This is a genomic window from Nocardia sp. NPDC056611, from assembly GCF_042792755.1.
Taxonomy (GTDB): Bacteria; Actinomycetota; Actinomycetes; order Mycobacteriales; family Mycobacteriaceae; genus Nocardia.
Genome location: NZ_JBHTVV010000002.1, coordinates 529,955 through 554,870, shown reverse-complemented (window position 1 = coordinate 554,870; position 24,916 = coordinate 529,955). Strand labels below are relative to the sequence as shown.

Below are 24,916 nucleotides of genomic sequence, written 5' to 3'. Positions count from 1 at the left end.
CGGAACGGTGCAGCCGCCGTCGAACGTTCGTCTGCGCGGGGTGGGCCTGATCATCGGTGTGCTCTGCGTGTCCCTGCTGGGTTCCTGGTTCGCGCCGCAGGCCCGGGCCGACGGGGCCGCGAGCGGCGGCGATCTGACGGTGGCGCAGTCACTCGGGGCCCGGGAGCTGACCGTTGTGGTGCGGCGGGCCGAGGCCGGACCGGTGCGGGTCGAGGTCGTGACGCACGCGGGGACGGCGCCGGGGACGCTGGCGCTCACCGCGACGCCCGTCGATCGTGGGGGTGAGTCGTCCACGGGGACCGTCGAGCTCGGGGATCGGCCCGGCATCTACGCCGCGACCCTGCGGGTGGATCACGCGGGGCCGTGGGAGTTGACCATCGCCGATGGCGAACGCACCGCGCGGATTCCGTTCCTCGTGGCCGCGCGGGTGGTGACGCCCTGGGAGCGAGCGGCTTACGGCGGATTCTTCGCGGCCGGAGCGCTGCTGCTGGTGGCATTGGGCACCGCGCTGCTCTCCAAGCGGGGTTGGCCGACCTTGATCCCGGTGGGCGCGTTGATCGCCGCGGTGACGGTGGGCACGACCGGGGCGGTGTTGTCGTCGCACGCACCGCAGCCGCGGCCCGCGGGCAGTCTGTTCGATCCGACCTCGGGCAATGTCGGAAATCCGTACCCGGAGCGGGATCTGCCGCTGACCACGAATTACTCACGGCCCCCGGCCAATCTGGCGGTGCGCGCGCAGGCCGCCGACGCGGGCAAGCCGGCCGAGCTCGCGCTGTCGCTGACCGATTCGGCGACGGGGCGGCCGGTGGACGACCTGCTGGTCAGCAATGACGCGCTGCTGCATCTGATGGTGGTCGGTCCGTCCGGACGGCTGTGGCATCGGCATCCGATCCGGGTCGCGCCCGGCGAGTATCGGGTCAGCCTGGGGTCCATCGAATCCGGTGATTACGCGGTGGCCGCCGAGATCGCCCGGCGCGGTGGCGGCGTCCAACTGCTGCGCTCCTCGCTGCGGATCGGTGGCCGAGGCGACTCCGGTCCGGCCGACGCCCACGGCGTCGCGCCGAGCGGGGCGACGCTCACCACGACCGAGGCGGTCGCGGGCGAACCCACCACGCTCACGGCCGCATTCGGCGGCCCGGCCGATCTCCAGCCCTGGCTGGGCATGGTCGGCCATCTCATCGCGGTCGGCCCGCTGCCCGACGGGGTGCCCGCCGGAACGGCCGCGGCCAGCGTCCCCGTCTGGGCGCACGCGCACGCCATGGCCCCGCTGCCCGCCGTCGGCTCGCAACCACCCGACGAGACCGTGGCCGCGTTCGGCCCGAATGTGGCTTTCACCTTCACTTTTCCACTGCCCGGCCGGTACCTGGTGTGGGCGCAGGCCGAGCGCGGCTATTCGGTGATGACCGTGCCGGCCACCGTCGACGTTCGAGCGGGGGTTCCGCAATGACCAAGCGCACCGGAGTGATCGTGGCCGTCGTCGCCGCGCTGGCGGCGGTCGCGGCGTGGCTGTGGTGGCCCGCCGATGCCGCGCCATCGGTGTCCCGCAGCGCCGCCGGGCCCTATCAGGTGGAACTGCGGGTGTCGGGCGGCTCCGCGCATGTCGGTGACAACACCGTCGATCTCGAGATCACCGACGCCCAGGGTACGGCCGCGACACCGGACAAGGTGTCGGTGGAGCCCGCCATGCCACAGATGGGTCATGCCCTCCCGCCGAGCACCGCCACCGCGGTCACTCCGGGCCACTACCGGGCGACGGTCACGCTGCCGATGCCCGGGCAGTGGGAGATCGCCGTGAAACTGTCCGGCGCACCGGGTTCCGGGAGCGCCGTCTTCTCCGTTCCGGCCCATTGAATCGAAGGAAAGAGGATCAGGAGCAGCACATGGACCTCACCGCCAATGGTCGCGGGCTCACCGCCGAAGCGACCGCACCGATCACCGTCCGCCCGTGGCTACCCGCGGCGATCCTCTTCGCCGCCAGCATGACCTTCGCGGTCGGGTCCACCTGGGACATCCAGTGGCACACCGATGTCGGCCCCGACACCTTCTTCACCCTGCCGCACCTGTTCATCTACGCCAGCGCGGCGGTCGCCGGATTCACCGGTCTGACAGTCATTCTCATCACCACCGCCGCCGGGCGTGCGGGCCGCCGGGTGGACGGCGAACTGGGCGGTCCCGGTATCGGCGTGTTCGGCCGCACCTTCACCGCGCCGCTCGGCTACATGGTGGCGGCCCTCGGCGCGGCCTCGTTCCTGCTGTACGGGCTGTGGGATCTGTGGTGGCACAGCCTCTACGGGTTCGACGCCATCATCGACTCGCCGCCGCACATCGGATTGTTCCTGTCCAGCACGGTGATCTCGGTCGGCACGGTGATCGTGTTCGCGGCGGCGCGGGCGCACCGGTGGGGCCGGGTGGGCGCGCTGTTCGCGCTGGCGCATCTGGCGACGTCGAGCACCGTCACCGCGCTGGCGGTGCAGCGGCTCAGCGTCGGGTCGGTGCGGTGGACCGTGGCGGTCACCGCGTTCATGGTGATCCTGCTGATGGTGGTCGGCGCTGGCTTCGAACGGTGGGGCGCGACCGTCACCGCGGTCTTCGCCTCCGGCATCCAGGGCGTGTTCTGGTGGTTCGCGCCGTGGGCGGCCCGGACCTACGCCGATTTCGTGGGATTGCCCCTGCGCGAACATATTCGGGGCATTCCGGCGACCCCGGCACTCATCCCGTTCTGCCTGATCCCCGTCGGCATCGTGATCGACCTGCTCCTGCGCCGCGCCGACGCCCGGTCCCGCCTGCTGCCGGTCCTGGCGGGCGCCCTCGGCGGGGCGATCATCGGCGGCTTCAACCCCGTCCAGCAGATCATCATCTACGACGCCCACCTACCCCGGACCACGGTCATCGTGGCCACCATCGTCGCAGCCGCCGTGCTCGGCGCGCTGGCCGGGTACCTGGGCCGGCCGTTCGGCGAGATGCTGCGTCTGGCCGCCCCCTCCGAGAAGGTCAGCGCATGATCAACCGCCTCGTCACTCTCGCCGCAACGCTTTTCGCGATCATCGGACTGACCGCGGCCACCGCGGGCACGGCGTCGGCTTATCAACCGGTGAATATCGTGCACACCGAACATGTGCAGGCCGGGCCCTATTCGATAACCGTCGGCTTCAGCGAATGGCCCCTGCGCGCCATGCAATCCCTGGACTTCACGTTCATCCCCGACGGCGGTGTCGAGGACAAGACCGGCACCCTCACCGAATACCAGCCCAATGGCAAAGTCCGTCGCGCCGAACCCCTTTCCCGGCATCCGCGCAAGCGCGATGTGTGGGGCCTGGATGTCCGCTCGCTCGACCAGGAGGGGGTGTGGAAGTTCCATTTCGTCATCGACGGCCCGCAGGGCCGCGGTGAAGGCGATCTCGCCGACCTCCAGGTGCTCGAACAGCCCGGCCCGCCACTGGGTATCAGCTGGGCGATCAGCACGCTTCCTCTGATCGGCCTGATCGCCTTCCTCGCGTACGCGTGGCGGCGCAACCGCCGCCCTGCCCCGGTCATGCAGCCTGCGTGACGGCCTGATCGGTAGTCCCGGCGACAGCGTGGGACTACCGCCCGAAGGGGCGGGCGCGGACGAGGATCTCGTCGACGGTCTCGGAAACCGTCAGGTCCGAGGTATCGAGCCAGAGACCCAGAGGTGGCGTGTTGTCGCGAAGGCCGATATCGAGATCGGCGACCGTGAAGGTGCCGTACGCCTTCTTGGTTCGGGCCGACTCGCGCCGTGCCACCGCCTCCCTACTCGGTGCCAGGACCACCACGTACAGCGGATCCGTACGGATCTCGCCGATCAGATACGGCAGCATCTCGCCGAGCACAACGTCCTGGACCACCGCCGTGAACCCGGCGTCAGCGTAGGCATCGGCGGTCCGTGCCGCGAGCCGGTGCCGCAGGCGCAATTGCTCGACCGCTTCGGGGGTGGGATCGGGTGACATGTCCTCACGACCGTTCACCACGAAACGCCGATAGACGTCGCCTCGAACATGGGCCGACCGTGGAAGCCGCTCGGCAAGCGCTTGGGCGACAGTCGATTTCCCGGACGCTTGAATGCCGGTGATCAGATACACCGCCGGGGCGGGTGGGGCCGGGGAGGATTCGTCGGTTCCGGGCATGACCCGAACGTAGCCGACAGATACTGGGCAGCGGGGGTGCGTTGTTCGGTGTTTTCGGGAGTAAGGCGGGACCGATATGAACTCTCCGCATTGGCAGGGATCCGAGGCTTCTCGGCGGGCGGTGCGGGCCGCACAGGAGTCGGGGCGGCTGGCGGGAGGGGGCAGCGGAGGGTGCTTGGCCAGCATGATCGTCGCCCTGTTGATCGCGCTGGCCGTATTGGGCATCGCGGCACCGTTCACTCGGCGGATTCTTACCCGGGCCGGAATTTAGTGTCCGGTAGAACATAATTCGCTCCGGACGGATGGCGAGCTTCGAGCACAAGATGATTCGCGAGGTGGAGAACCGCGGGTTGCCGGAGAAGGCCGGGGTGAAGCGCACCTCGAAGTACCTCGAGCAGACTTTGCGGATCGGTCATGCCGAAGCTAGCGCTCGTGTGCGGGCCGCCGAGTTGCTCGGGCTGCGCCAGGAAGCCGGGCGGGTGGCCGAGCCCTGGCTGGCATGGACGGCCGCGTTCCAGGAAATGGGTTTGGTGTCAGTCGATTCCGCCCGTGCGATCGCGAAGATCGTGAACCGAATTCCCACCAAGGTCGACGCTGATACTCGTGACCGTGCCGAATTTCAGCTGGCCCACTTCGCTGCCACCTCCACCCCTGACGACCTGCCCAAAGTCGGTGACCGACTCCTCGGTTATCTCGATCCCGATGGGCGTCTCACCGATGACGCTGAAAGCCCCTGGACCACAGAAGGACTCGACGACGAAGCCCTCGCCGGTTTGGAGCGGGCGGCGCGCCGCGACACCCGTACCGCCGCGCAGCGCAACCACGACGCGTTGGTGGCGTTCCTGCGTCCGGAGATGGGCCCGGCGAACGTGGGTCAGCATCGCGGACTGCCCGTGTCCACGATCATCACCATGAGCCTGGCAGAGGTCGAAGCCGCTGCCGGTGTAGCGACCACCGCTTCAGGCGGGACCGTGCCGCTGGAACAGGCTTTGCAGCTGGCGCAGAAGTCCAAGCCGTTTCTTGCGATCTTCGACCACGCCGGACGCCCCTTCCCCTGGATGACGCGCGGCCGAGCCGTGAGCGGGGCTGGTACGTGAGGGGGCCTCGCAAGCTCGGCCACCCTCTCCCTTCTTGGCTTCGTGACACTCCGATGATCTCTGCGTGTATCGACTACACCCGCGGTCCGGTTCGCCTAGCGTGAGCACGTTGGCGTCGAGAGGGGTCGAAGATGCGGGCCGGAATGTTGAGCGTGACGGACCTGGTCGCCAGGGTCGCGGCGGGCACGGTGGACACGGTGCTGGTGGCCATGACGGACATGCAGGGCAGGTTGCAGGGAAAGCGTTGTTCGGCACGGTATTTCGTGGAGGAAGTGCTCAACCACGCGACCGAGGCCTGCGACTACCTGCTGGCCGTGGATGTGGAGATGACGACTGTCGACGGGTATGACATGTCGTCCTGGGACACCGGCTACGGCGACTTCGTCCTGCGGCCGGACCTGAGCACCCTCCGCCTGTTGCCCTGGTTGCCGGGCACCGCCCTGGTGTTGTGCGACGTCGAGCAGGTCGACCCCCATGGCGACCAGGGGAAGCCCGTCACCGCCTCCCCCAGGCAGGTGTTGCGCGCACAACTGGATCGCCTGGCCGAGCACGGGTTGTACGCCTACGTCGGCACCGAACTCGAGTTCCTCGTCTTCGACGACACCTACGAGTCCGCGTTCCGCGGCGGCTACCGGGACCTGACGCCCGCCAACCAGTACAACGTCGACTACTCGATGCTCGGCACCGCGCGCATCGAACCCCTGCTGCGCCGCATCCGCACCGAAATGTCCGGCGCGGGAATGTATGTCGAGTCCGCCAAGGGCGAATGCAACCCGGGCCAGCACGAGATCGCCTTCCGCTACGACGAGGCGCTGGTCACCTGCGACAACCACAGCGTCTACAAGACCGGCGCGAAGGAGATCGCGGCGCAAGACGGCCGCAGCATCACCTTCATGGCGAAATACAATGAGCGGGAAGGCAATTCCTGCCACATCCACATCAGCCTGCGCAATGCGGGCGGCGAGCCGGTATTCACCGACGGCGACGGCCCCTCGAAGCTGATGCGGCACTTCATCGCCGGGCAGCTGGACTCGCTACGGGACCTCACCTACTTCCTGGCTCCGAACATCAACTCCTACAAGCGCTTCCAGGCCGGAAGCTTCGCCCCGACCGCGCTGGCCTGGGGTCGCGACAATCGCACCTGCGCCCTGCGCACCGTCGGCCACGGCTCGTCACTGCGCTTGGAGAACCGCATCCCCGGCGGCGACGTGAACCCGTACCTGGCCGTCGCGGCGGTCATCGCCGCGGGCCTGCACGGTATCGACCAGCAGCTCCCCCTGGAGCCGGAGTTCCACGGCAACGCCTACAGCTCCAACCGCCCGCGCGTACCGAAGACCCTGCGTGAGGCGGCGCACCTGTTCGGCGAGAGCAAGGTCGCCCAGCAGGCGTTCGGCGCGGACGTGGTGCGGCATTACCGCAATGCCGCACAGGTCGAGCTGGACGCTTACGATGCGGCGGTGACCGATTGGGAGCGCATCCGTGGCTTCGAACGACTCTGACCCCGCACCGCGGCCGATCATCGGCCTGCCCACCTACTCCGAACGCACCCGCTTCGGCCACTGGGACGTGGACGCCGCCGTGCTGGCGCGCACCTACGTGGACCTGACCGAGCGGGCGGGCGGGATTCCGGTCCTCTTGCCGCCCACCGGCGCCGCGCGGCCCGAGCTGGTCGAGCGCCTCGACGGCCTCGTGCTCACCGGTGGCGCGGACCTGGATCCGGCCCGCTACGGCGCGGCGCCCCATCCCGAGACGGGCAGGCCGCGGCGCGACCGCGACGAATCGGAATTCGGGCTGTTCGAGCTGGCACGGGAGGCGGGTCTGCCGATCCTGGCGATCTGCCGCGGACTCCAGCTCGTGAACGCCGCCCTCGGCGGCACCCTGCACCAGCACGTCCCGGATGTGGTCGGCCACACCGATCATTCACGCACGCCCGGCGTCTTCACGGTCACGACCGTCACCACCGTGGCGGGCACCCGGCTGGCGGAGATCACCGGCCCGGAGTTGAAGGCGCACTGCCACCACCATCAGGCCATCGACACCCTCGCCCCCGAGCTCACCGTCGCCGCGCACGCCCAGGACGGCATCATCGAGGCGGCCGAGACCCGCGACGGACCGTTCCTGCTGGGCGTGCAATGGCATCCGGAGGAGAACACCACCGAGACCCGCCTCATGCGGGCCCTGGTCGATCAGGCCGCACAGTACGCGAAGGAGCGCAACCGGTGACCACGACCGACGTCGTCAACCCTGCCACCGAGACCGTGGTGGCCACCATCGAAGCGGCCGACGCGGCCGCCACCGACGCCGCCATCGAACGCGCCTACCGCGCGTCGGCCGGCTGGCGAGCCGTCTCCCCCGGCGATCGGGCGCGGCTGCTGCGCCGCTTCGCCGAGGCGGTCGACGCCGAGATCGAACAGCTCGCCCGGCTCGAGGTGAGCAATGCCGGCCACACCATCGGCAATGCCCGCTGGGAGGCCGGCAATGTCCGCGATGTGCTGCACTACAGCGCGGGCATGCCGGAACGGTTGACGGGCAATCAGATTCCGGTCGCGGGCGGGGTGAACATCACCTTCTGCGAACCGCTCGGAGTCGTCGGCATCATCGTGCCCTGGAACTTCCCGATGCCGATCGCGGCGTGGGGCTTCGGGCCGGCGCTCGCGGCCGGGAACACGGTGGTGCTCAAGCCCGCCGAGCTCACCCCGTTGACCGCGATCCGGCTCGGCGAGCTGGCACTGGAAGCGGGCCTGCCCGAGCATGTCTTCCAGGTGATCCCGGGCCGCGGCTCGGTGGTCGGGGCGCGCTTCGTCACCCACCCGGCCGTGCGCAAGGTGGTGTTCACCGGCTCCACCGAGGTGGGCAAGCAGATCATGGCCGGTTGCGCCGATCAGGTGAAGCGGGTGACCCTCGAACTCGGCGGCAAGAGCGCCAATATCGTGTTCGCCGACGCCGACCTGGAGCGCGCCGCCGCCACCGCGCCCTACGGCGTGTTCGACAATGCCGGGCAGGACTGCTGCGCCCGCTCCCGGATCCTGGTGCAGCGCAGCGTCTTCGACCGCTTCCTCGAACTCCTCGAACCGGCCGTGCACGGCGTGCGGGTCGGCGATCCGGGTGACGAGTCCACCGAGATGGGACCGCTCATCTCCGCCGCCCACCGCGACCGCGTCGCCGGATTCCTGGAACCGTCGACCAAGGTGGCCTTCACCGGCGCCCGCCCCGACGGCCCCGGATTCTGGTTCCCGCCCACGGTGGTGCTGCCCACCTCCCCGACCGACCGGGTGCTCACCGAGGAAGTGTTCGGCCCGGTCGTCGCGGTGCTCCCGTTCGACGATGAGGCCGACGCCCTGCGCATCGCCAATGACACCGAGTACGGCCTGTCCGGCTCGATCTGGACCTCCGACGTCGGCCGCGCCCTGCGGGTGGCGCGCGGCGTCGAGGCGGGGAACCTGTCGGTGAATTCCCATTCCTCCGTGCGGTATTGGACGCCGTTCGGCGGATTCAAGCAGTCCGGCCTGGGCCGGGAGCTGGGACCCGACGCGGCGAGGGCCTTCACCGAAACCAAGAACGTCTTCCTCGCCACCGAATAGCCCGCACCGCCGACATCCATCAACCGAAGGAGATACGTTGCAGCGCTTACAGGATCGGGTCGCGGTCGTCACCGGCGGCGGCAGCGGCATCGGACTCGCCACCGTTCGCCGGTTCGCCCAGGAGGGCGCCAAGGTCGTGGTCGGCGATATCGACCCCGTCGCCGGTGAGGCCGCCGCCGCCGAGGTCGGCGGGCTCTACGTGAAGGTCGACGTCACCGACGAGGAGCAGGTGCGGGCCATGTTCCAGACCGCCGTGGACACCTACGGCGGCCTCGACATCGCCTTCAACAACGCGGGCATCTCACCGCCGGACGACGATTCGATCCTCACCACCGGCATCGATGCCTGGCGCCGCGTGCAGGAGGTCAATCTGACCTCGGTGTACCTGTGCAGCAAGTACGCGATCGAGCACATGCTCGAGCGCGGCAAGGGTTCGGTCATCAATACCGCGTCGTTCGTGGCGGTGATGGGCGCGGCCACCTCGCAGATCTCCTACACCGCCTCCAAGGGCGGCGTGCTGGCCATGAGCCGGGAACTGGGGGTGCAGTTCGCGCGCCAGGGGATTCGCGTGAACGCGCTGTGCCCCGGACCGGTCAACACTCCCCTGCTGCAGGAGCTGTTCGCCAAGGATCCGGAGCGGGCCGCCCGCCGGCTGGTGCACATTCCGACGGGCCGGTTCGCCGAGCCGGAGGAGATCGCCGCCGCCGTGGCCTTCCTCGCCAGCGACGATTCCTCCTTCATCACCGCCTCGCAGTTCCTGGTCGACGGCGGCATCTCCGGGGCGTACGTCACCCCGCTGTAGTCAGGCGCTGACGGGGGCCTCCTCGGCCCCCGGCGGCTCCTCCACGGTCCGCTTGGGCCCGGTGAACCAGCGCCGGGCCGAGGCGAACCACCAGATGGCGATCGCGCCGACCACCCCGACCAGGGTGATGGGCGCGTAATTCACCGAGTTCCAGGTGAATCCGTCCACCGACGGATACCCGTGATCGTCGGTCGGCAGGATGAACAGCACACTGATCAGCACGATCCAGATCAAGGCGATGACCCCGACGGGCCGGTACCAGCGGCCGAGCTGCCACGGCCCGGCCTGGAATCGATCGCCGCGCACCAGCCGCAGCAGCACCGGAATCCCGTAGGCGATGTAGAGGCCGATGGTGGCCACCGAGGTCGCCGCGGCGTAAGCGGTCGGCGCGTTGGCGGCGGGCACCAGCATCGACGGGATCAGCAGGATGAACGCGAACACCGACACGAAGATGACCGCGTTCACCGGCACCCGCCGCGAGGACAGCGTCGCCCACAGCTTGGATCCCGGCACCGCGCCGTCGCGGGCGAAGGCGAACAGCATGCGGGAGGCCGCGGTCACCGAGGCGTAGCCGCAGAACAATTGGGCGATGGCGGCGATGATCAGCAGCAGTCCGGACCAGAACGAATTCAGCGAATTCTGCAGGATGTAGATGACCGGATATCCGCTGTTCTTGGTCGGGTCCAGGGCGTCGTCGAGATTCGGGATCGCGAACGTCACCGCCATGATGAGCAGATAGCCCGCGACCGCCGACACCACGATGGTGTTGATGATCCCCTTGGCCGCCATCCGCGAGGCGTCGTGGGTTTCCTCCGACATGTGCGCCGAGGCGTCGTATCCGGTGAACGTGTACTGCGCGTGCAGCAATCCGAGCAGGAAACTGAACGCCACCCCGCCGAAGCCCACGGCACTGTTGTCGACCGTCTTGGTGAACACGAATCCGATGCTCTGATGGTGTTGCGCACCGAATCCCAGCACCACCACGAAGATGGCGACGCCGCCCACATGCCACCAGGCCGACACATTGTTGATGACCGCCGACAGGTGCGGGCCGATCACGTTCAGCACCGCGTGCAGCACCAGGATTCCGGAGAACACCAGGAAGATGGCGGTGCGGTCGGTGCCGATGTCGATGCCGATCACATTGAGCACGGCGGTGGTGAAAATGGCCGCGCCGTAATCGATCGCGGCGGTCACCGCGATCTGCCCGATCAGGTTGAACCATCCGGTGAACCAGCCCCACACCGGCCCGCCCAGTTCCGACGCCCACCAGTACAGGCCGCCCGAAGTCGGGTAGGCCGAGGCCAATTCGGCCATGGCCAGGCCCACGAACAGCACCATCACCGAGACCAGCGGCCAGCCCCACGCCATGGTGATGGGGCCGCCGTTGGCGAGTCCGATTCCGTAGCTGGCCAGGCCGCCGGTGAGAATGGAGACAATGGTGAAGCTGATCGCGAAATTCGAGAATCCCGACCAGGATCGGGCCAATTCCTGTTTGTAGCCGAGTTCGGCGAGCCGCCGTTCGTCATCATCGGATCGAGACTGGGTTGCGGTCATGGGCACTCCCGAGTGAAAACGCCGCCCTCACACGGCGTTTGCCAGGAGCCCAGTGTGCGGCAATCCCGCTGGGTCCGCAGGGTCAACGCCGAAACCGGTCGCCCGGTAAGGTCGACGGCCCGGTACACGCGGACAACGAAGCTTGACCGTAGACACAGTGTCTCGATAAATTCGAAGGGTCCCCGCACGACCACGCTCCCGGCAGGAGATTCCGGTGACACCTCCCCCGCGCGATCCGCACCCCGAGTACCACGACCCGGACGCCGCCGACACCCTCTACGCCAGCAAGCCGCCCTGGGACATCGACCGCCCGCAGCGCCCGTTCGCGGACCTCGCCGACGCCGGTGAACTGCGCGGCCGGGTACTCGACCTGGGTTGTGGCACCGGCGAACACGCACTGCTCGCCGCGAGCCACGGCCTCGACGCCACCGGCATCGACCAGTCCGCCCACGCCCTGGACCTGGCCCGCGCCAAGGCCGCGGAACGCGGCCTGCGGGTCACCTTCCGCCGCCACAACGCCCTCGAACTGCCGACCCTCGGCGAAACCTTCGACACGATCCTGGACTGCGGCCTGTTCCACCTCTTCGACGGCGCCGACCGCGCCGCCCTGGTGACCGGCCTGGCCGCGATCCTGCGCCCCGGCGGCCGTTACTTCCTGCTGGGGTTCAGCGACCGCCAGCCCGGCACCTGGGGACCGCATCGCCTGCGCCGCACCGATATCGAGAGCGCCTTCACCGACGGCTGGCGACTGGACTCGCTCGAGCCCGCCACGCTCGACATCCTGCCCGACCCCACCCCCGTGGCGGCCTGGCTCGCGGCGCTGACCCGGATCTGAACCGACGCGCGCTCACGCCAATCCGGCACGGAGCACGAGAATCGCGATCTGCGTGCGGTTCTCGAGGCCGAGCTTGGCGATGACCCGGCTGATGTGCACCTTCACGGTGGACTCGCTCATGTGGAGGGTGCGGGCGATCTCGGCGTTGCCGGCGCCGGTGGCGACCGCCTGGGCGACCTCGCGTTCCCGGTCGGTGAGGGGCTCGAGCTGGGCCAGGGCGTCGGGCTGCTGCGCGCCGGACCCCTGGGTGAACGCGGTGAGCATGCGTTTGGTGATCGAGGGGGCCAGGATGGCGTCACCGGCGGCGACCACCTCGACAGCGCGGGCGAGTTCCCGGGGCGGGGTGTCCTTGAGCAGAAATCCGGCCGCACCGGATTCCAGTGCGGCATAGACGTATTCGTCGAGTCCGAAGGTGGTCAGCACGACGACCGCGGGCGGTGCGGGCAGGGCGCGCACGCGGCGGGTCACCTCCAGCCCGTCCACGTGCGGCATCCGGATGTCGGTGACGACGACGTCGGGCCGGTGCTTGGCGACCAGGTCCACGATCGACCGTCCGTCCCCGGCCTGCGCCACCACCTCGATCCCGCCGCCCGCCTCCAGGATCATGGAGATGCCGGAGCGCACCAGCTCCTCGTCGTCGAGCAGCACCACCCGGATCACGAAACCTCCCTCACCGCACCATTGTTCGCCCGACCGCTCATTCCGCCACCGCCAGCGGGAAGCTCGCGTGCACCCGATAGCCGCCCGAGGGCAACGGCCCGGAATGCACCGTGCCCCCGGCGAGTTCGACCCGCTCCCGCATGCCGAGCAGCCCGAACCCCGATCCCGCCGCGGCCAGTGCGGTCCGCTCGCCGGGGCCGTTGCGCACGTCCACGTCGAGGTGTTCGCCGTCCACGGTGAGCGCCACCCGCACCTCGGCCCCGGCCGCGTGCTTGGCGGCATTGGTCAGCGCCTCCCGCACCAGGCGATGGGCCGCCCGGCCCACCGGCCCCGGCACCGGCGGCAGTTCGGGCGGCGTCGACAGGTCCACCCGTTGCCCGGCTTCGGTCGCCTCGGCGATCAGTTCGGCGATGGCCGACAGGTCGGGGGCGGGTCGCAGCGGCGCCTCCTCCCCGCCGTCGCGGGCGCGCAGTACGCCGAGCAGTTCCCGCATCTCGGTGAGCGCGAGGGATCCGGTGGCGCGGATGGTGCCCGCGATCTCGGCGGGCTTGCCGTCGGCGGAGACCTCCAGCGCGCCCGCGAGCACGGTGATCTGCGAGATCCGGTGCGCGACGATGTCGTGCAGTTCGCCCGCGATGCGCAGCCGTTCGGCTTCCACGGCCGCGGCGGCGCGCAGACCCTGTTCACGTTCGGCCTGCTCGGCGCGTTCGCGCAGGGCGGCAAGGGTTTCGGCGCGCTGGTTGGTCCACAGGCCGTACAGCAGCGGGACGGCCATGGTGACGGCGACGATCACGCCACGCGCGAAGAACAGCCCCCACGACGATCCCGCGCCCCACGGCACGACGGCCACGATCAGCGCGGTCACCGACGCCAGCACGGTCGGCCGCCGGGTGCCGTGGCGGCGGGCGACCGTGTACAACGCCGGCAGCGCGGGCGCGAGCGCACCGGACAGCACGTGCCCGAGCAGCGTGACCGCCAGCACCGCAAGCGGCTCGTAGCGGCGGAACAGCAGGGCGACCCCGGCCACGATCGCTACCGCCGGTCCGGCGGCGGCGGGCAGCAGGCCGATGGGCGAGGTGTGGACCTCCGAGAAGCCGACCGCCCCGAAGGCGACGGCGAGCACGACATCGAGGATCAGCAGGCCGATCCGCCGTGTCGTGCTCATTCCGGCAACCCTAGTCGGCACGCGATCCCTACACGTCACGGCGCGCGAGCAGGACGCCGCCGACTGCCAGCACACCCGCGGCCAGCGCGGTCAGCGGCAGCGCGAGCAGGACCGGATTGCCATTGCCGGGCGTCGCCAGCTGTCCGGCGGACAGGAAGGGCATCAGCTTCGGGCTGGCGCCCGCCAGCACCGCGCCGGTCTCGGCGACGGTCGGGATGCCGATGGCGGCGACCATGGCGAGGGTGGCGTTGCGGGTCACGGCGGCGATGCCCATCCCGGCCAGCGCGGCCAGGGTGACGTACACCGGCGCGGCGGCGAATGCCCGTGTGATGTCCGAGGTTTCGGCGGGCAGCTGCGAGGTCACCAGCTGGACCACCACGGTCACGCCGATCAGCGCGAGGCCGTAGACCGCGGCGAGCGCGCCGGTGGTCACCGCCTTGGCGGCCAGCACCCGGCCGGGGCGGCGCACGGTGAGCATGGTGGTGGTGATGGTGCCGTAGCGGTATTCGTGGCCGAAGGCGTTGACGGCCACCGCCGTCGCGGACAGCGCGCCCAGCAGCAGCGGCAAGCCCGACGCCGAGGCGGTGAACTGCTCGTTCGGGGTGGCGTAGTCACGGATCGCGGAGAAATAGGCGATGACCCCTTGCAGGGCGAGCCCGGCGGCGAGCAGCACCCAGGTCGAGCGGACCGTCGCGAGCCGGGTGACTTCGTAGCGAATGGCGTTGAGCATGAGAGTGATTCCCTTCGGAGGATGCGGGCGGTCAGGCCGCGACGTGGCCGCGGTAGCGAGCGGCGTCGGCGGTGGCGTGGAAGTAGGCGTCCTCGAGGCTGCTGCGGGCCTGGGTCAGCTCGGTGACGATCAGCCCGGCCCGCATGGCGAGGGCCGCGACGGTCTGGCGGTCGTCGCCGTCCACCAGCACCGCGCCGTCGGCCTCGACGCGGGCCCGGAATCCGTTGCGGCCCAGCAGGTGCGCCAGTTCGTGCGGCCGATCGGTGCGGGCCACGACGGTGGAAGCGGAGTTGCGGCCGATGAACTCGCGCACCGACTCCGCGGCCAGCAGCCGCCCGCCGCCGATGACCACCAGCGAATCCGCCAGATGCGCCATCTCGTTGAGCAGATGCGAGGACACGAACACGGTGCGGCCCTGGCGCGCCAGGCCTTTGAGCAGATCGCGCAGCCAGCGCACGCCCTCGGGGTCCAGGCCGTTGGCGGGCTCGTCGAGGATGATGGTCGCCGGATCGCCCAGCAGCGCGACCGCGAGCCCGAGCCGCTGCTGCATGCCGAGGCTGAAACCGCCGGCCCGCTTCCCGGCCACGTCGCACAGTCCGACCTGGCCCAGCACCTCCTCGACCCGGGCCCGGCCGATGCCCGCGCCGTCGGCGATCATCTGCAGGTGCGCGATGGCGGTGCGCTTGGGGTGCACGGCGCGGGCGTCGAGCATGACGCCGACCGAGCGCAGCGGATCGGTGAGTTCGGCGTAGGTCTGCCCGTCGAACAGGGTGCGCCCGTTGCCGTGGTCGAGCCCGAGCATGAGCCGCATGGTGGTGGACTTGCCCGCGCCGTTGGGGCCCAGGAACCCGGTCACCACGCCCGGCGGCACGTCGAAGGACAGCTCGTGCACCGCCGCCACGTCGCCGTAGCGCTTGCCCAGTCCGCGCGCCTGAATCATTCCGTTCACCTCGTCTTCGGAGGGCGACGCCCGGTGCGCCGCCTGTCCTCTCCGAGATTGCCGGGTGGGCGCGGCCCGGAAATCAGACGACAGCACACGGCCGTGTACCACTTTCGGCTTACCCGGGGCCTTTCGCGGTTCGCACGGATGCGAAAAGCAGGGCGCAATTGTGGCTAGCCCCCTCGACAGAACTCCAGGCCCGCAGCCTGGAGTGATACCTTTTCTCTATGGTCGATTCGACCCATTAACTCTTCTTCGCGCATCAGGGAGATGGCGTGTCCAGAACTGTGAAGGTTTCCGTCGCATGGATTTGCGGGGGCATTCTCGGGATTGTTGCCGGTTTGTCAGGAGCCGGGGGTGCGTCCGCCGACACGGCGGGCGGCCCGGTGCAGGTCGGGGATGCTCAATATTTCAGCCTGGGCGGATGGAACTGTTCCATCGCCGCGGACGGCGCGGTGGGATGCGATCTCATCGTCCCGGCCGCCGTCATGAATGTGCTCTACCTCGGCGCGCAGGTGCCGCTGCCGAATGTGCCCGCGATCGTCATCGATTCGACCGCGGCCCCGGCGCATCCGGAGTGGAACTCCAACGGCAGTCACACACTGCCGGGCGGTAATCCGGCGCTGGCGCCCATCGCGCAGGTGAGCGGGCATGATCCGCAATTCTCGGTCTCCTTTGCCGGAGCGACCTGTCAGATCACCTATTCCGGTGCGGCCGTGTGCACTTCGATGGGGCACGGGTTCAGCCAAAGGGGACCAGAGCCTTTCGGCTACTGATCCCCTTCGGATTCGTTCGATGACCGATGTCACCGGTACCAGACGCCGGAATCCCAGTCGCCGTAGTCCCAGACATTGAAATCGTAACGACCATGGGCGCCTCCGAAGAGGTAGCCCCACCAGCCGGCCGAAGTGTCGCAGATCTGGTCGTCGTGGTTGCACACCGTCAGGACCGGGAAGCCGCCGAACCAGTCGTCGACGCCCGCGAGCGGGTAGCCGATGATGCCGCTGCCGGGCGTGGAGGACAAACCGCCCCAGCCCGGACCCGGAGCCCGCTTGGGATCCGACAGCAGAATGGCATTGGCATTGTCGACGTCCTGGTGTGCGGTGACCCAGGCGTGGACGAGACCCGCGCCCTCACTGTGCCCGATCAACCGGATGTGGTCGCCGGGACATTCGTTGCGATGCTGCCAGAACAACCGGTTGAGTTCGTTCAACCCCGACATCGGGTCGGCGGAGTTGTAACCCACGGGTTGATTCACGAACGGTGCGAAGATGGACGAGGTGTTGTCGCCCAGTCCGCCGATGCCGATGGCCCAATCGCCGGTGCAGTCATCGGCATGGGCCCGCGGAGCCGTCAGGTGTGTGATGGAAAAAAGGATGGCCAACAGTAATGCGGCGAAGAGCGCCGTTGCTCTACGCATGGTCGTAACTCTCTGAATTGTCTTGCCTCCGGGGCGAGCCCGGCTTCAGCAGGATGTACCCAGAAATTGCTGGGGTGTCTGATTCCTGGCGAAACGGTTACATCCGCACCGGTTTTGTAGGCCGTACCGCGATGTCGCCGCGAAATCGCCCGGGCAGCGGGTCAATTGCGCAGACGGACCAGCGCGATAGGGCATTCACTGCCGTGCAGCAGCGCGTGACCGGTCGATCCGAGCGCCATCCCGGGATATCCGCGGGTGCCGTGACTGCCGACCACCAGCAATTGCGCTCCCGCGGCGGCATCGAGCAGGATGCGGGCCGGATGCCCCTCCATGACAAGGGTTTTCACCTCGACACCGGGAAAGGCCGCGGCATTGCGGTCCAGCATGCCGGTCAGCAGTTCGACGGCGTGGCTGTGGCTGTCGCCGGACAGTTCTTCCCACGCGTGCACCACCAGCAGCGGCACATCGCGCCGCGAGGCCTCGTCGAAGGCGATCTCGAGCGCGCGCACGCTGTGCACCGACCCATCGACCCCGACGACGACCGGTCGGTCCGAAATCGACTCGGTGCCACCGGGAACCACCACCACCGGCCCCCGCGCGTGCCGCGCCACGCCGGTGCTCACCGAGCCGAGCAGGCTGCGGTGGTAAGCGCTCATGCCGCGCACGCCGACCACCACGAAGTAGGCGGTCCCGGCCTGCGCCGACAGCACGGTGACCGCCGGCGCGTCGACGAGGAAGGTGCGAATGTCAGGAACCGGCCGGTCCCCCACCGCTTCCCGGGCGACCTCGGCGGCATTGTCGAGCGCGTCCTGGGCGGTGCCGCGCAGCCGGTCGTGCAGCAGCCGGACCGGGCTCTCGTCCAGGGGCGCGTCGGCGACCGGGGGCACCGCGAACACCAGGTGCAGTGGCGCGCCCCGCAGGGCGGCGTCGACCGCGGCCCAGCGCACCGCGTGCAGTGCGGATTCGGAGGCGTCGACGCCCACCACGATCGACCGGTCGAGACTGTTGGCAGGCACCGCGTTCCGCCTCCTCCCAGGCCCCCTCCCTGGGCGATCCTACGGACCGACCACCCGGTCTCGCGGCTGACTCGCCGTGGGCAGTCCGACCACGAAGATCGGCTGCCCGGGACTCATGGTCGCCGACTGATCCCGCAGGATCTGCCACATCAGGGAATACGGCACCCCGGTCACCGCGTCACGCAGTCGCATGACCGTGGGCGCGCCGGTGAGAATGCCATGATCGCCGGTCCAGATTCGCCGGAACGGCTCGAACCGCCCGAGTTCGGCCAGCACCCGCGCGTCCTCCTCGGTCTCGCCCTCCTCCATGGCCAGCAGCCCGCGCAGGGTCGAGATCGCATGGCGCAGCGAGCCGGTCCAGTCGACGAGGACATGCCGCGCGAGATCGTCGGTGAGCATCCAGTGCAGGAAATTGCCGTCGTCGCCGAGCCCGGGGAACGTGCGCAGATGGACGGCGTTGGCGGCCAGCACGTTCAGGCGACGGTCGAGATAGGCCGCGGGATGCGGCAGGTGGACGTCGAGATTGTCCAGCATGGCCGCGGTCAGCGACGGCTCGTCGCGCGGCGGGGCGTGCTGCCCGAGCGCGGCCAGGTCGTGCAGGTGCCGGTATTCGGCCATGGTCAGGCGGGCGACCCGGTCCAGGTAGCGGACCATGGCGGTGAGCACCTGTTCGGTGGGGCGGCCGCGTTCCCCGCGTTCCATCCGGGTGATGTAGCTGGCGCTCACCCCCGCCCCGAAGGCCAGCCGTTCCCGCGAGACTCCCCGCCGCTCGCGCAGTCGCCGCAGCGTGCCGCCGAAATTCGGCGGCACGGGTGGGCCGGGGTCGTGGACCCCGCCGCGATGCTCATGCCCTGCGCCGCCGATGGTCGACTCGGTCATCATCCCGCCCCCGGAATTCGCCCATCCGCCATGGATGGACCCTGAACATGTGGCTACTTCCTAGCAGCCTGCTTCAGGGTCGGCAACTCGGGAATCCGGCAGAAATTGGGGCAGCGCTGCGAATTTACAGTTTCGGACAGAAAATACGGCCGTGACGGGCGGAATTTAGCGGACCGGCCGGTCCCTATCGGTTGTCCAGCCCCCTACGACAACCGGTCAGTCTTGGAGATGTGCCCTGGCGGGCGTGGATGCCGATCGCCGAACCCCGGCTCCGCACGGGTGGATTCCGTGGTGGCCTGCGACCACCGCGACGTGGCTTCCCGGCCCGCGCCCCGAATCCCTTGCCCGCGATGTCGGCGCAACCCGTGCCCGGCTGGACGAAACCGGCTGTGGGAGCGGGTATTCCGCGCGGACATTAGTGGGCCATTGGTCGATTGTTGGTGGGCCCGGCGAATCTCGGGTCGTACCGAACGACCACCGGTACCGAACGATCAAGGGACGACATCATGCGATACCGGATTCTGACCCTCGCCCTCGCCGCCGCGGCGCTGGCGGGCTCGACCGCCGCGTTCACCGGCGCCGCCGGCGCGACCGCGCCGTGGTGCACCACCTCGCGGATCCAGGCCTCGGTGACCGCGGGCGAGCAGCTCGGCTCCAACCTGCGCACCGCGAACATCACGCTGCGCAATATCTCCGCGCAGACCTGCCGCACGCAGGGTTACCCGGGCGTGGACCTGGCGGTGTGGGGACAGCCCGGGCAGCACGCGGCGCGCAACGGCGCGACCGGCCACCCCATCGAGCTCGCGCCGGGACGATCGGCGTCGGCCACGCTCACCTACACCTACGGCGGGACCGACTGGATCGCCAACGAACTGATCGTGACCCCGCCCGACAACACCCGTCCGCTGCGCCTGTACTGGGATTGGCGCAAGCTCGGCGCGGTGACCTTCGGCCAGCCCGGCTCGGTCACCATCGGCCCGCTGCGCGCCTGACTCCCGCTGTCCCCGGCGGCGTGTCGAGAATTGGTGTCGGTTGGACGACGGATCGGTGGAGACACAGCCCGTCGGCGTGGCTGCCGCGTCACGCCCACCGATGCTGATCCACTGATCATGATCATCGGCACCCGGTGAAGGAGGCACGCGATGGCAGTGCGACGCCGTCAACTACTGCTCGGATTCGCCGGAGCGGGCGGGCTCGTACTCGCGGGCTGCGGCCGGGAGCCGTCGACACCGCCCACGCCCGCCAAGATTCGCTTCGAGCCCGCACCGGCCCCACAGCCGGTGTCGGCCCGCGCGCCCGGCACGGTCGCCGTCACCGACGGCACCCTGACCTCGGTGGAATGGCTCGACGAGACCGGCCGCCCGCTGCCCGGCGCACCGGCCGCCGATCGGAAGAGCTGGGTCAGCGCCGAACCGCTCGGCTACGGCCACACCTACACGGTGAAGGCCGTGGCCAAGGGCGAGACCGGCGATATCACCGCGACCGCGAATTACACGACGCCCCAGCCGGATCGGATCGTCGACGTCTCGCTGCGGTCGGCGAATCAGGTGGAGCTCACCGAAAACGATACGTACGGCGTCGGTTTCGTGCTCGTCGCCCATTTCACCGAGGCCGTGGACCGGACGGCTGCCGAATCCGCGCTGAAGGTCGTGACCGCCCCCGCTATCGCGGGGGCCTGGTACTGGCTCGACGATCGCAACGCGCACTGGCGGCCCGAGCTCTATCACGCGCCCGGCACCCGGATCACGGTGACGGCGGACCTGTTCGGCATCCCGCTCGGCGACGGCGCGTTCGGCCTGCGCGATCAGCGGGTGTCGGTGACCATCGGCGCGGCCCACGTGGCGATCGCCGACGACAACACCAAGATGATCGACGTCTTCGACAACGGAAACCTGGTGCGCTCCATGCCGACCTCGATGGGCATGGGCGGCTCCGCGGTGATCGGCGGACGCCGGCTGTCGTTCTGGACCCGGCCGGGCACCTACACGGTGCTGGACAGCTCGGATCCGGTGATCATGGATTCGGCGAGCTACGGCCTGCCCACCAACGCCAGCCTGGGATACCGGACCACCATCCATCACGCGGTGCGGATCAGCCACGACGGCATCTACGTCCACGAACTGGCGCAGAGCATGTGGGCGCAGGGCAATACCAATGTCTCGCACGGCTGCCTCAATATCTCCCCCGACGACGCCACCTGGTTCTTCGACTTCGTCGTCCCCGGCGATGTGGTGGAGGTCCGCAATACCGGCGGCGAGCCGCTCGATATCTGGCAGAACGGCGACTGGTCGGTCCCGTGGCCGGAGTGGCAGCAGGGCCGGGCCCAGTCCTGATCTAGCGGCGCGCGCCGACGATCCGCAGCGCGAGATCGACGTAGTAGTCGCCGATCTCCTCCGGCGAGAGCGGCCCGTCGTCGCGGTACCAGCGGGCCAGGTCGATGCCCAGCGACAGCAACGCCACCGCGGCCATGCGCGGATTCGGGTTGTCGAACACGCCCGCCGCGACGCCGCGTTCGATGAGCTGCCGCATCTCGGTGTCGATGACGCGGCGGATGTCCTTGATCTCGCGCTGATGTTCGGGGCTCAGGGCGGCGAGCTCATAGTTGACGACCCGCGCGCCGGTGTGGCCGCGCGCGTGGTCGATGGCGAAATCCCGCATCACCGCGACCAATTGCTCCACCGGATCGTCGGAGCAGGACAGTGCGTCGCGCAACCGGGCCAGGGTGTTCTCGTGCCCGGCGCGCGAAACCTGGTAGAGCAGTTCCTCCTTGGACCGGTGGTGCACGTAGATGGCCGCGGTGCTCAATCCGGCGATCGAGGTGATGTCGCGGGTGGTGGAGCCGTGGAAGCCGCGCTCGGCGAAGGCGACGATCGCAGCGTCCAGCAGCCGTGCCCGCGTCTCGTCCGCGCGCGAGCGATCCTCTGATCCGGTCACCGGTACAGTCTCGCAGCCACCGGAGAACTTCCGGCGCGCGGCTAGCGGGCGCGCTTTCCCCAGTCGGGGTCGCGGCGGCGCAGTTCCCACTGGGCGATGGATCGCTTGTGCACCTCGTCGGGTCCGTCGGCCAGGCGCAGGGTGCGCATGTGGGCGTACATGTTGGCGAGCGGGAAGTCGTCGGAGACGCCGGCGCCGCCGTGCACCTGGATGGCGCGGTCGATCACCTTCAGCGCCACGTTCGGGGCCGCGACCTTGATGGCGGCGATCTCGGTGCGGGCGGCCTTGTTGCCGACGGTGTCCATCAGGTAGGCGGCCTGCAGGGTGAGCAGCCGGGCCATATTGATCTCGATGCGCGCCTCGGCGATCCAGTCCTGGACATTGGCCCGGTTGGCCACCGGCTCGCCGAAGGTGACGCGGGACTGCGCCCGGTCGATCATGAGGTCCAGGGCCCGTTCGGCCATGCCGACGGCGCGCATGCAGTGGTGGATGCGGCCGGGGCCCAGGCGGGCCTGGCTGATCATGAATCCGTCGCCCTCACCGGCGAGCAGGGCGGTGACGGGGACGCGCACGTTCTCGAAGAGCACCTCGGCGTGGCCCTCGCGGTCCTGGTAGCCGAAGACCGGCAGTCCGCGCAGCACGGTGACGCCGGGGGTGTCCATGGGCACGACCATCATCGACTGCTGGCGGTGGGTGGGCGCGTCCGGATCGGTCTTGCCCATCACGATCATGACCTTGCAGTTCTTGTGCAGGGCGTTGGAGGTCCACCATTTGCGGCCGTTGAGCACATACTCGTCGCCGTCGCGTTCCATGCGCAGCTGGATATTGGTGGCGTCGGAGCTGGCGACCGCGGGTTCGGTCATGGCGAATGCCGAGCGGATCTCGCCGTCGAGCAGCGGGCGCAGCCACTGTTCCTTGTGTTCGGGGGTGCCGAACAGGGTCAGCACCTCCATATTGCCGGTGTCGGGGGCGTTGCAGTTGGTGGCCTCGGGCGCGAGAACCACACTGCGGCCCATGATCTCGGCCAGGTGCGCGTATTCCAGGTTGGTCAGGCCCGGGCCCCATTCCGGGTGCGGGTGGAAGAGGTTCCACAGCCCGCGCTTGCGGGCCTCGGTCTTCAGCTCCTCGAGCACCGGCGGATGGAAGTGCGGATCCCCGGATTCCGCCATCTGCGCCTCGTACACCGCTTCGGCCGGGTAGACGCGCTCGTCCATGAAGGCGAGCAGCTCGTCCCGGTATCCGCGGGCCCGCTCCGACAGCTCGAACATCGACAACTCCTGATCGTGGGTCGCACACAGTGGTTACTGTCTCGCCAGGAACGTTATCCGAACTTGATTCCGGATTCAAGTATGGTTCCTCGGTGCTTCATATGTGTTGTGCACCAACATCTTTCGCAACACCAGAGCGCGGAGTGCCGCTGAGCGGAGACGAAAACGGTGCCGTGACACTGGGTGTCACGGCACCGTTTCGGGCGGAGCGGCCGGAGTCGGATGTACCTGGCCCCGACTCCGTGCCCCGCCATCGGCGGATCGATCAGGGTGGCGAGCGTCGCGCGGTGACGCCCTGCGCTTCCCCGACCGATCCGGTCCACCTCGGCACGCTCGAGGTACGGGGCAGGGTTTCCACCGCGCGCCGGAGTTCGTCTCGGACCGTGCCGGTCATCGGCCGCTCTTCCTGACGGCGTCGATCCCGGCCAGCAGCAGGGGTTCGACGGCGTCGCCGATGGCGTCGAACCCGGCGCCCACGGTCTGGCCGTGCAGGTAGCGGTAGTGGATGCCTTCGAGGATGGCGGCCAGTTTGAAGGCGGCCAGCCCCTGGTAGAACCCGAGGTTCGCGAGGTCGCGGCCGCTGCGCTCGGCGTAGCGGGCGAGGGTCTCGGCCTCGGTGAGATAGCCGGGGGCGCCGGACATGTCGCCGGGCACGCCCAGATCGCCCAGCCGCTGGTACAGCACCAGCAGCGCGACATCGGTGAGCGGGTCGCCGACTGTGGCCATCTCCCAGTCGACGACGGCGGCCACCCGGTCCTGCGCGTCGACGAGGACGTTGTCGAGCCGGTAGTCGCCGTGCACGATGCCGTCCGGCGACTGCTCGGGCTGCTCCGCGGCGAGCAGCGTGTACAGCGCCTCGGCGGCGGGCAGGTCGCGGGTGTAGGACGCGTCGAGCTGCTTCTTCCAGCGGTGCACCTGCCGGGCCAGGAAGCCGCTCGCCTTCCCGAAGTCCCCGAGCCCCACCGATTCCGGGTCGACTCTGTGCAGTGCGGCCAGCGCGTCGACCATGCCCTCGGAGATCACGCGGGTCCGTTCGGGTCCGAGCGCCTCGAGTTCGGCCGCCTCCCGATAGGGCACGCCCGCAACGTTTTCCATGAGATAGAACGGCGCGCCCAGGATCTCGGGATCGGTGCACAACACATAGGTGCGCGGGACGGGGACAGCGGTGTCGGCCAGGGCGCTCATGACCCGGAACTCGCGACCCATATCGTGCGCGGTGGCCAGCACGTGCCCCAGCGGCGGGCGGCGCAGAATCCATTCGGAGACACCGTCTCCCACCACATAGGTGAGATTGGAGCGGCCGCCCGAGATGAACCGTCCGGCCAGCGGACCGGCCGCGAAGCCGGGGCGGGCGCGCTCGAGCCACGCGGCGAGGCGGGTCAGGTCCAGCCCGGGCAGCTCGCCGCCGGCCGGGGCGCTGTTCGGCGCGCTCATCACGGCACCAGCAGGGCGACGTGCTCGGCGACGCAGGCCGGTTTGGCGGAGCCGTCGATCTCCACGGTGACCCGCGAGACCAGTTGCACGCCCGCGTTCGTCGGCGTCAGCGACACCAGCTCCACCCCCGCCCGGACCCGGGAGCCCACCGGCACCGGGGCGGGGAACCGAACCTTGTTGGTCCCGTAGTTGATTCCCATCGACAGCCCCTCCACGGTGTAGACGCTGTGGGCGAGCATCGGCAGCAACGACAGGGTCAGGAAGCCGTGCGCCACGGTCGCACCGAACGGTCCGGCGGCGGCGCGCTCGGGGTCGACGTGGATCCACTGGTGGTCGCCGGTGGCGTCGGCGAACATGTCGATCTGAAGCTGAGTCACCGTATGCCAGTCGCTGTACCCCAGATGGGTGCCGACCGCCTTCTCCAGCTCGGGCAAACCCTCGAATACCTGCATCGCT

At 69.3% G+C, this 24,916-nt stretch carries 26 protein-coding genes; 13 read left to right on the top strand and 13 right to left on the bottom strand.

Annotated elements, in window-relative coordinates; translation table 11 throughout:
• Nucleotides 1–7 precede the first annotated feature (7 nt).
• The 4 genes from ACFRAQ_RS11180 to ACFRAQ_RS11165 are packed head-to-tail and all read left to right on the top strand — an operon-like array spanning nucleotide 8 to nucleotide 3,547.
• Nucleotides 8–1,447 carry a hypothetical protein gene (locus ACFRAQ_RS11180; RefSeq protein ID WP_379097434.1) on the top strand — a complete coding sequence of 480 codons (1,440 nt, stop codon included), beginning with the start codon at nucleotides 8–10 and terminating at the stop codon, nucleotides 1,445–1,447.
• On the top strand, nucleotides 1,444–1,851 hold the full coding sequence (locus tag ACFRAQ_RS11175; RefSeq protein WP_379097431.1) for a FixH family protein: 408 nt from the start codon (nucleotides 1,444–1,446) through the stop codon (nucleotides 1,849–1,851). Before ACFRAQ_RS11180 ends, ACFRAQ_RS11175 begins: the two co-directional genes overlap by 4 nt.
• A gap of 29 nt (nucleotides 1,852–1,880) precedes the next feature.
• Nucleotides 1,881–3,002 carry a hypothetical protein gene (locus ACFRAQ_RS11170; RefSeq protein ID WP_379097427.1) on the top strand — a complete coding sequence of 374 codons (1,122 nt, stop codon included), beginning with the start codon at nucleotides 1,881–1,883 and terminating at the stop codon, nucleotides 3,000–3,002.
• The gene (locus tag ACFRAQ_RS11165; protein WP_379097424.1) at nucleotides 2,999–3,547 is read left to right on the top strand and encodes a hypothetical protein; all 549 of its coding nucleotides are present in this window, start codon (nucleotides 2,999–3,001) and stop codon (nucleotides 3,545–3,547) included. The genes ACFRAQ_RS11170 and ACFRAQ_RS11165 overlap by 4 nt, the downstream gene beginning before the upstream one ends.
• 34 nt (nucleotides 3,548–3,581) lie before the next feature.
• On the opposite strand, the gene ACFRAQ_RS11160 is transcribed toward ACFRAQ_RS11165, so the two are convergent.
• Nucleotides 3,582–4,142 (bottom strand): AAA family ATPase, encoded by a 561-nt coding sequence (locus tag ACFRAQ_RS11160; protein ID WP_379097421.1) that lies wholly within the window; start codon nucleotides 4,140–4,142, stop codon nucleotides 3,582–3,584.
• Nucleotides 4,143–4,444: 302 nt separating this feature from the next.
• Here ACFRAQ_RS11160 and ACFRAQ_RS11155 point away from each other — a divergent pair, with 302 nt between their 5' ends.
• The 5 genes from ACFRAQ_RS11155 to ACFRAQ_RS11135 all read left to right on the top strand — a co-directional run bounded on the left by ACFRAQ_RS11155 (nucleotide 4,445) and on the right by ACFRAQ_RS11135 (nucleotide 9,622).
• Nucleotides 4,445–5,239 carry a DUF222 domain-containing protein gene (locus ACFRAQ_RS11155; protein ID WP_379097418.1) on the top strand — a complete coding sequence of 265 codons (795 nt, stop codon included), beginning with the start codon at nucleotides 4,445–4,447 and terminating at the stop codon, nucleotides 5,237–5,239.
• 143 nt (nucleotides 5,240–5,382) lie between these two features.
• Nucleotides 5,383–6,738 (top strand): glutamine synthetase family protein, encoded by a 1,356-nt coding sequence (locus ACFRAQ_RS11150; protein ID WP_379097415.1) that lies wholly within the window; start codon nucleotides 5,383–5,385, stop codon nucleotides 6,736–6,738.
• Nucleotides 6,719–7,462: a gamma-glutamyl-gamma-aminobutyrate hydrolase family protein gene (locus ACFRAQ_RS11145; RefSeq protein WP_379097412.1), complete on the top strand. Its 744-nt coding sequence runs from the start codon at nucleotides 6,719–6,721 to the stop codon at nucleotides 7,460–7,462. Before ACFRAQ_RS11150 ends, ACFRAQ_RS11145 begins: the two co-directional genes overlap by 20 nt.
• On the top strand, nucleotides 7,459–8,820 hold the full coding sequence (locus tag ACFRAQ_RS11140) for an aldehyde dehydrogenase family protein (protein WP_379097409.1): 1,362 nt from the start codon (nucleotides 7,459–7,461) through the stop codon (nucleotides 8,818–8,820). Before ACFRAQ_RS11145 ends, ACFRAQ_RS11140 begins: the two co-directional genes overlap by 4 nt.
• Nucleotides 8,821–8,857: 37 nt before the next feature.
• Entirely contained in the window at nucleotides 8,858–9,622 is a 765-nt protein-coding gene (locus ACFRAQ_RS11135) for a 3-oxoacyl-ACP reductase (protein WP_379097406.1), read from the top strand.
• Here the strand turns inward: ACFRAQ_RS11135 and ACFRAQ_RS11130 are convergent, their stop codons facing one another.
• Nucleotides 9,623–11,179 carry an amino acid permease gene (locus tag ACFRAQ_RS11130; RefSeq protein WP_379097403.1) on the bottom strand — a complete coding sequence of 519 codons (1,557 nt, stop codon included), beginning with the start codon at nucleotides 11,177–11,179 and terminating at the stop codon, nucleotides 9,623–9,625. It lies immediately after the preceding gene.
• A gap of 214 nt (nucleotides 11,180–11,393) precedes the next feature.
• Here ACFRAQ_RS11130 and ACFRAQ_RS11125 point away from each other — a divergent pair, with 214 nt between their 5' ends.
• On the top strand, nucleotides 11,394–12,014 hold the full coding sequence (locus tag ACFRAQ_RS11125) for a class I SAM-dependent methyltransferase (RefSeq protein ID WP_379097400.1): 621 nt from the start codon (nucleotides 11,394–11,396) through the stop codon (nucleotides 12,012–12,014).
• 12 nt (nucleotides 12,015–12,026) lie between these two features.
• Here the strand turns inward: ACFRAQ_RS11125 and ACFRAQ_RS11120 are convergent, their stop codons facing one another.
• The 4 genes from ACFRAQ_RS11120 to ACFRAQ_RS11105 are packed head-to-tail and all read right to left on the bottom strand — an operon-like array spanning nucleotide 12,027 to nucleotide 15,509.
• Nucleotides 12,027–12,674: a response regulator gene (locus ACFRAQ_RS11120; protein WP_379097397.1), complete on the bottom strand. Its 648-nt coding sequence runs from the start codon at nucleotides 12,672–12,674 to the stop codon at nucleotides 12,027–12,029.
• A gap of 37 nt (nucleotides 12,675–12,711) precedes the next feature.
• Nucleotides 12,712–13,839, bottom strand: a complete 1,128-nt coding sequence (locus tag ACFRAQ_RS11115; protein WP_379097394.1) for a sensor histidine kinase — start codon at nucleotides 13,837–13,839, stop codon at nucleotides 12,712–12,714.
• A gap of 28 nt (nucleotides 13,840–13,867) precedes the next feature.
• Nucleotides 13,868–14,569 (bottom strand): ABC transporter permease, encoded by a 702-nt coding sequence (locus ACFRAQ_RS11110; protein ID WP_379097391.1) that lies wholly within the window; start codon nucleotides 14,567–14,569, stop codon nucleotides 13,868–13,870.
• 31 nt (nucleotides 14,570–14,600) lie between these two features.
• Complete coding sequence (locus ACFRAQ_RS11105; protein ID WP_379097388.1) at nucleotides 14,601–15,509, bottom strand: ATP-binding cassette domain-containing protein; 909 nt, start codon at nucleotides 15,507–15,509, stop codon at nucleotides 14,601–14,603.
• 287 nt (nucleotides 15,510–15,796) lie between these two features.
• Here ACFRAQ_RS11105 and ACFRAQ_RS11100 point away from each other — a divergent pair, with 287 nt between their 5' ends.
• On the top strand, nucleotides 15,797–16,285 hold the full coding sequence (locus tag ACFRAQ_RS11100) for a hypothetical protein (RefSeq protein ID WP_379097384.1): 489 nt from the start codon (nucleotides 15,797–15,799) through the stop codon (nucleotides 16,283–16,285).
• Between the two features lie 29 nt (nucleotides 16,286–16,314).
• On the opposite strand, the gene ACFRAQ_RS11095 is transcribed toward ACFRAQ_RS11100, so the two are convergent.
• The 3 genes from ACFRAQ_RS11095 to ACFRAQ_RS11085 all read right to left on the bottom strand — a co-directional run bounded on the left by ACFRAQ_RS11095 (nucleotide 16,315) and on the right by ACFRAQ_RS11085 (nucleotide 18,824).
• Entirely contained in the window at nucleotides 16,315–16,929 is a 615-nt protein-coding gene (locus tag ACFRAQ_RS11095; protein ID WP_357083833.1) for a hypothetical protein, read from the bottom strand.
• 161 nt (nucleotides 16,930–17,090) lie between these two features.
• Complete coding sequence (locus ACFRAQ_RS11090) at nucleotides 17,091–17,945, bottom strand: universal stress protein (protein ID WP_379097380.1); 855 nt, start codon at nucleotides 17,943–17,945, stop codon at nucleotides 17,091–17,093.
• A gap of 39 nt (nucleotides 17,946–17,984) precedes the next feature.
• Nucleotides 17,985–18,824: a helix-turn-helix domain-containing protein gene (locus ACFRAQ_RS11085; RefSeq protein ID WP_379097377.1), complete on the bottom strand. Its 840-nt coding sequence runs from the start codon at nucleotides 18,822–18,824 to the stop codon at nucleotides 17,985–17,987.
• A gap of 506 nt (nucleotides 18,825–19,330) precedes the next feature.
• Here ACFRAQ_RS11085 and ACFRAQ_RS11080 point away from each other — a divergent pair.
• Together ACFRAQ_RS11080 and ACFRAQ_RS11075 are read left to right on the top strand one after the other, a co-directional pair.
• Nucleotides 19,331–19,816, top strand: coding sequence for a DUF4232 domain-containing protein (locus ACFRAQ_RS11080; protein ID WP_379097374.1), 486 nt, complete (start codon nucleotides 19,331–19,333; stop codon nucleotides 19,814–19,816).
• A 150-nt stretch (nucleotides 19,817–19,966) separates the two neighbouring features.
• Nucleotides 19,967–21,157, top strand: a complete 1,191-nt coding sequence (locus ACFRAQ_RS11075; RefSeq protein WP_379097371.1) for an Ig-like domain-containing protein — start codon at nucleotides 19,967–19,969, stop codon at nucleotides 21,155–21,157.
• Nucleotide 21,158: 1 nt separating this feature from the next.
• Here the strand turns inward: ACFRAQ_RS11075 and ACFRAQ_RS11070 are convergent, their stop codons facing one another.
• The 4 genes from ACFRAQ_RS11070 to ACFRAQ_RS11055 all read right to left on the bottom strand — a co-directional run bounded on the left by ACFRAQ_RS11070 (nucleotide 21,159) and on the right by ACFRAQ_RS11055 (nucleotide 24,912).
• A complete protein-coding gene (locus ACFRAQ_RS11070; protein WP_379097368.1) occupies nucleotides 21,159–21,758 on the bottom strand; it encodes a TetR family transcriptional regulator in 600 nt (199 codons plus the stop codon).
• A gap of 41 nt (nucleotides 21,759–21,799) precedes the next feature.
• Nucleotides 21,800–23,032 (bottom strand): acyl-CoA dehydrogenase family protein, encoded by a 1,233-nt coding sequence (locus tag ACFRAQ_RS11065; protein ID WP_379097366.1) that lies wholly within the window; start codon nucleotides 23,030–23,032, stop codon nucleotides 21,800–21,802.
• Between the two features lie 384 nt (nucleotides 23,033–23,416).
• On the bottom strand, nucleotides 23,417–24,460 hold the full coding sequence (locus tag ACFRAQ_RS11060) for a phosphotransferase family protein (protein ID WP_379097363.1): 1,044 nt from the start codon (nucleotides 24,458–24,460) through the stop codon (nucleotides 23,417–23,419).
• Nucleotides 24,460–24,912, bottom strand: a complete 453-nt coding sequence (locus ACFRAQ_RS11055; protein WP_379097360.1) for a MaoC family dehydratase — start codon at nucleotides 24,910–24,912, stop codon at nucleotides 24,460–24,462. Before ACFRAQ_RS11055 ends, ACFRAQ_RS11060 begins: the two co-directional genes overlap by 1 nt.
• Nucleotides 24,913–24,916 lie beyond the last annotated feature (4 nt).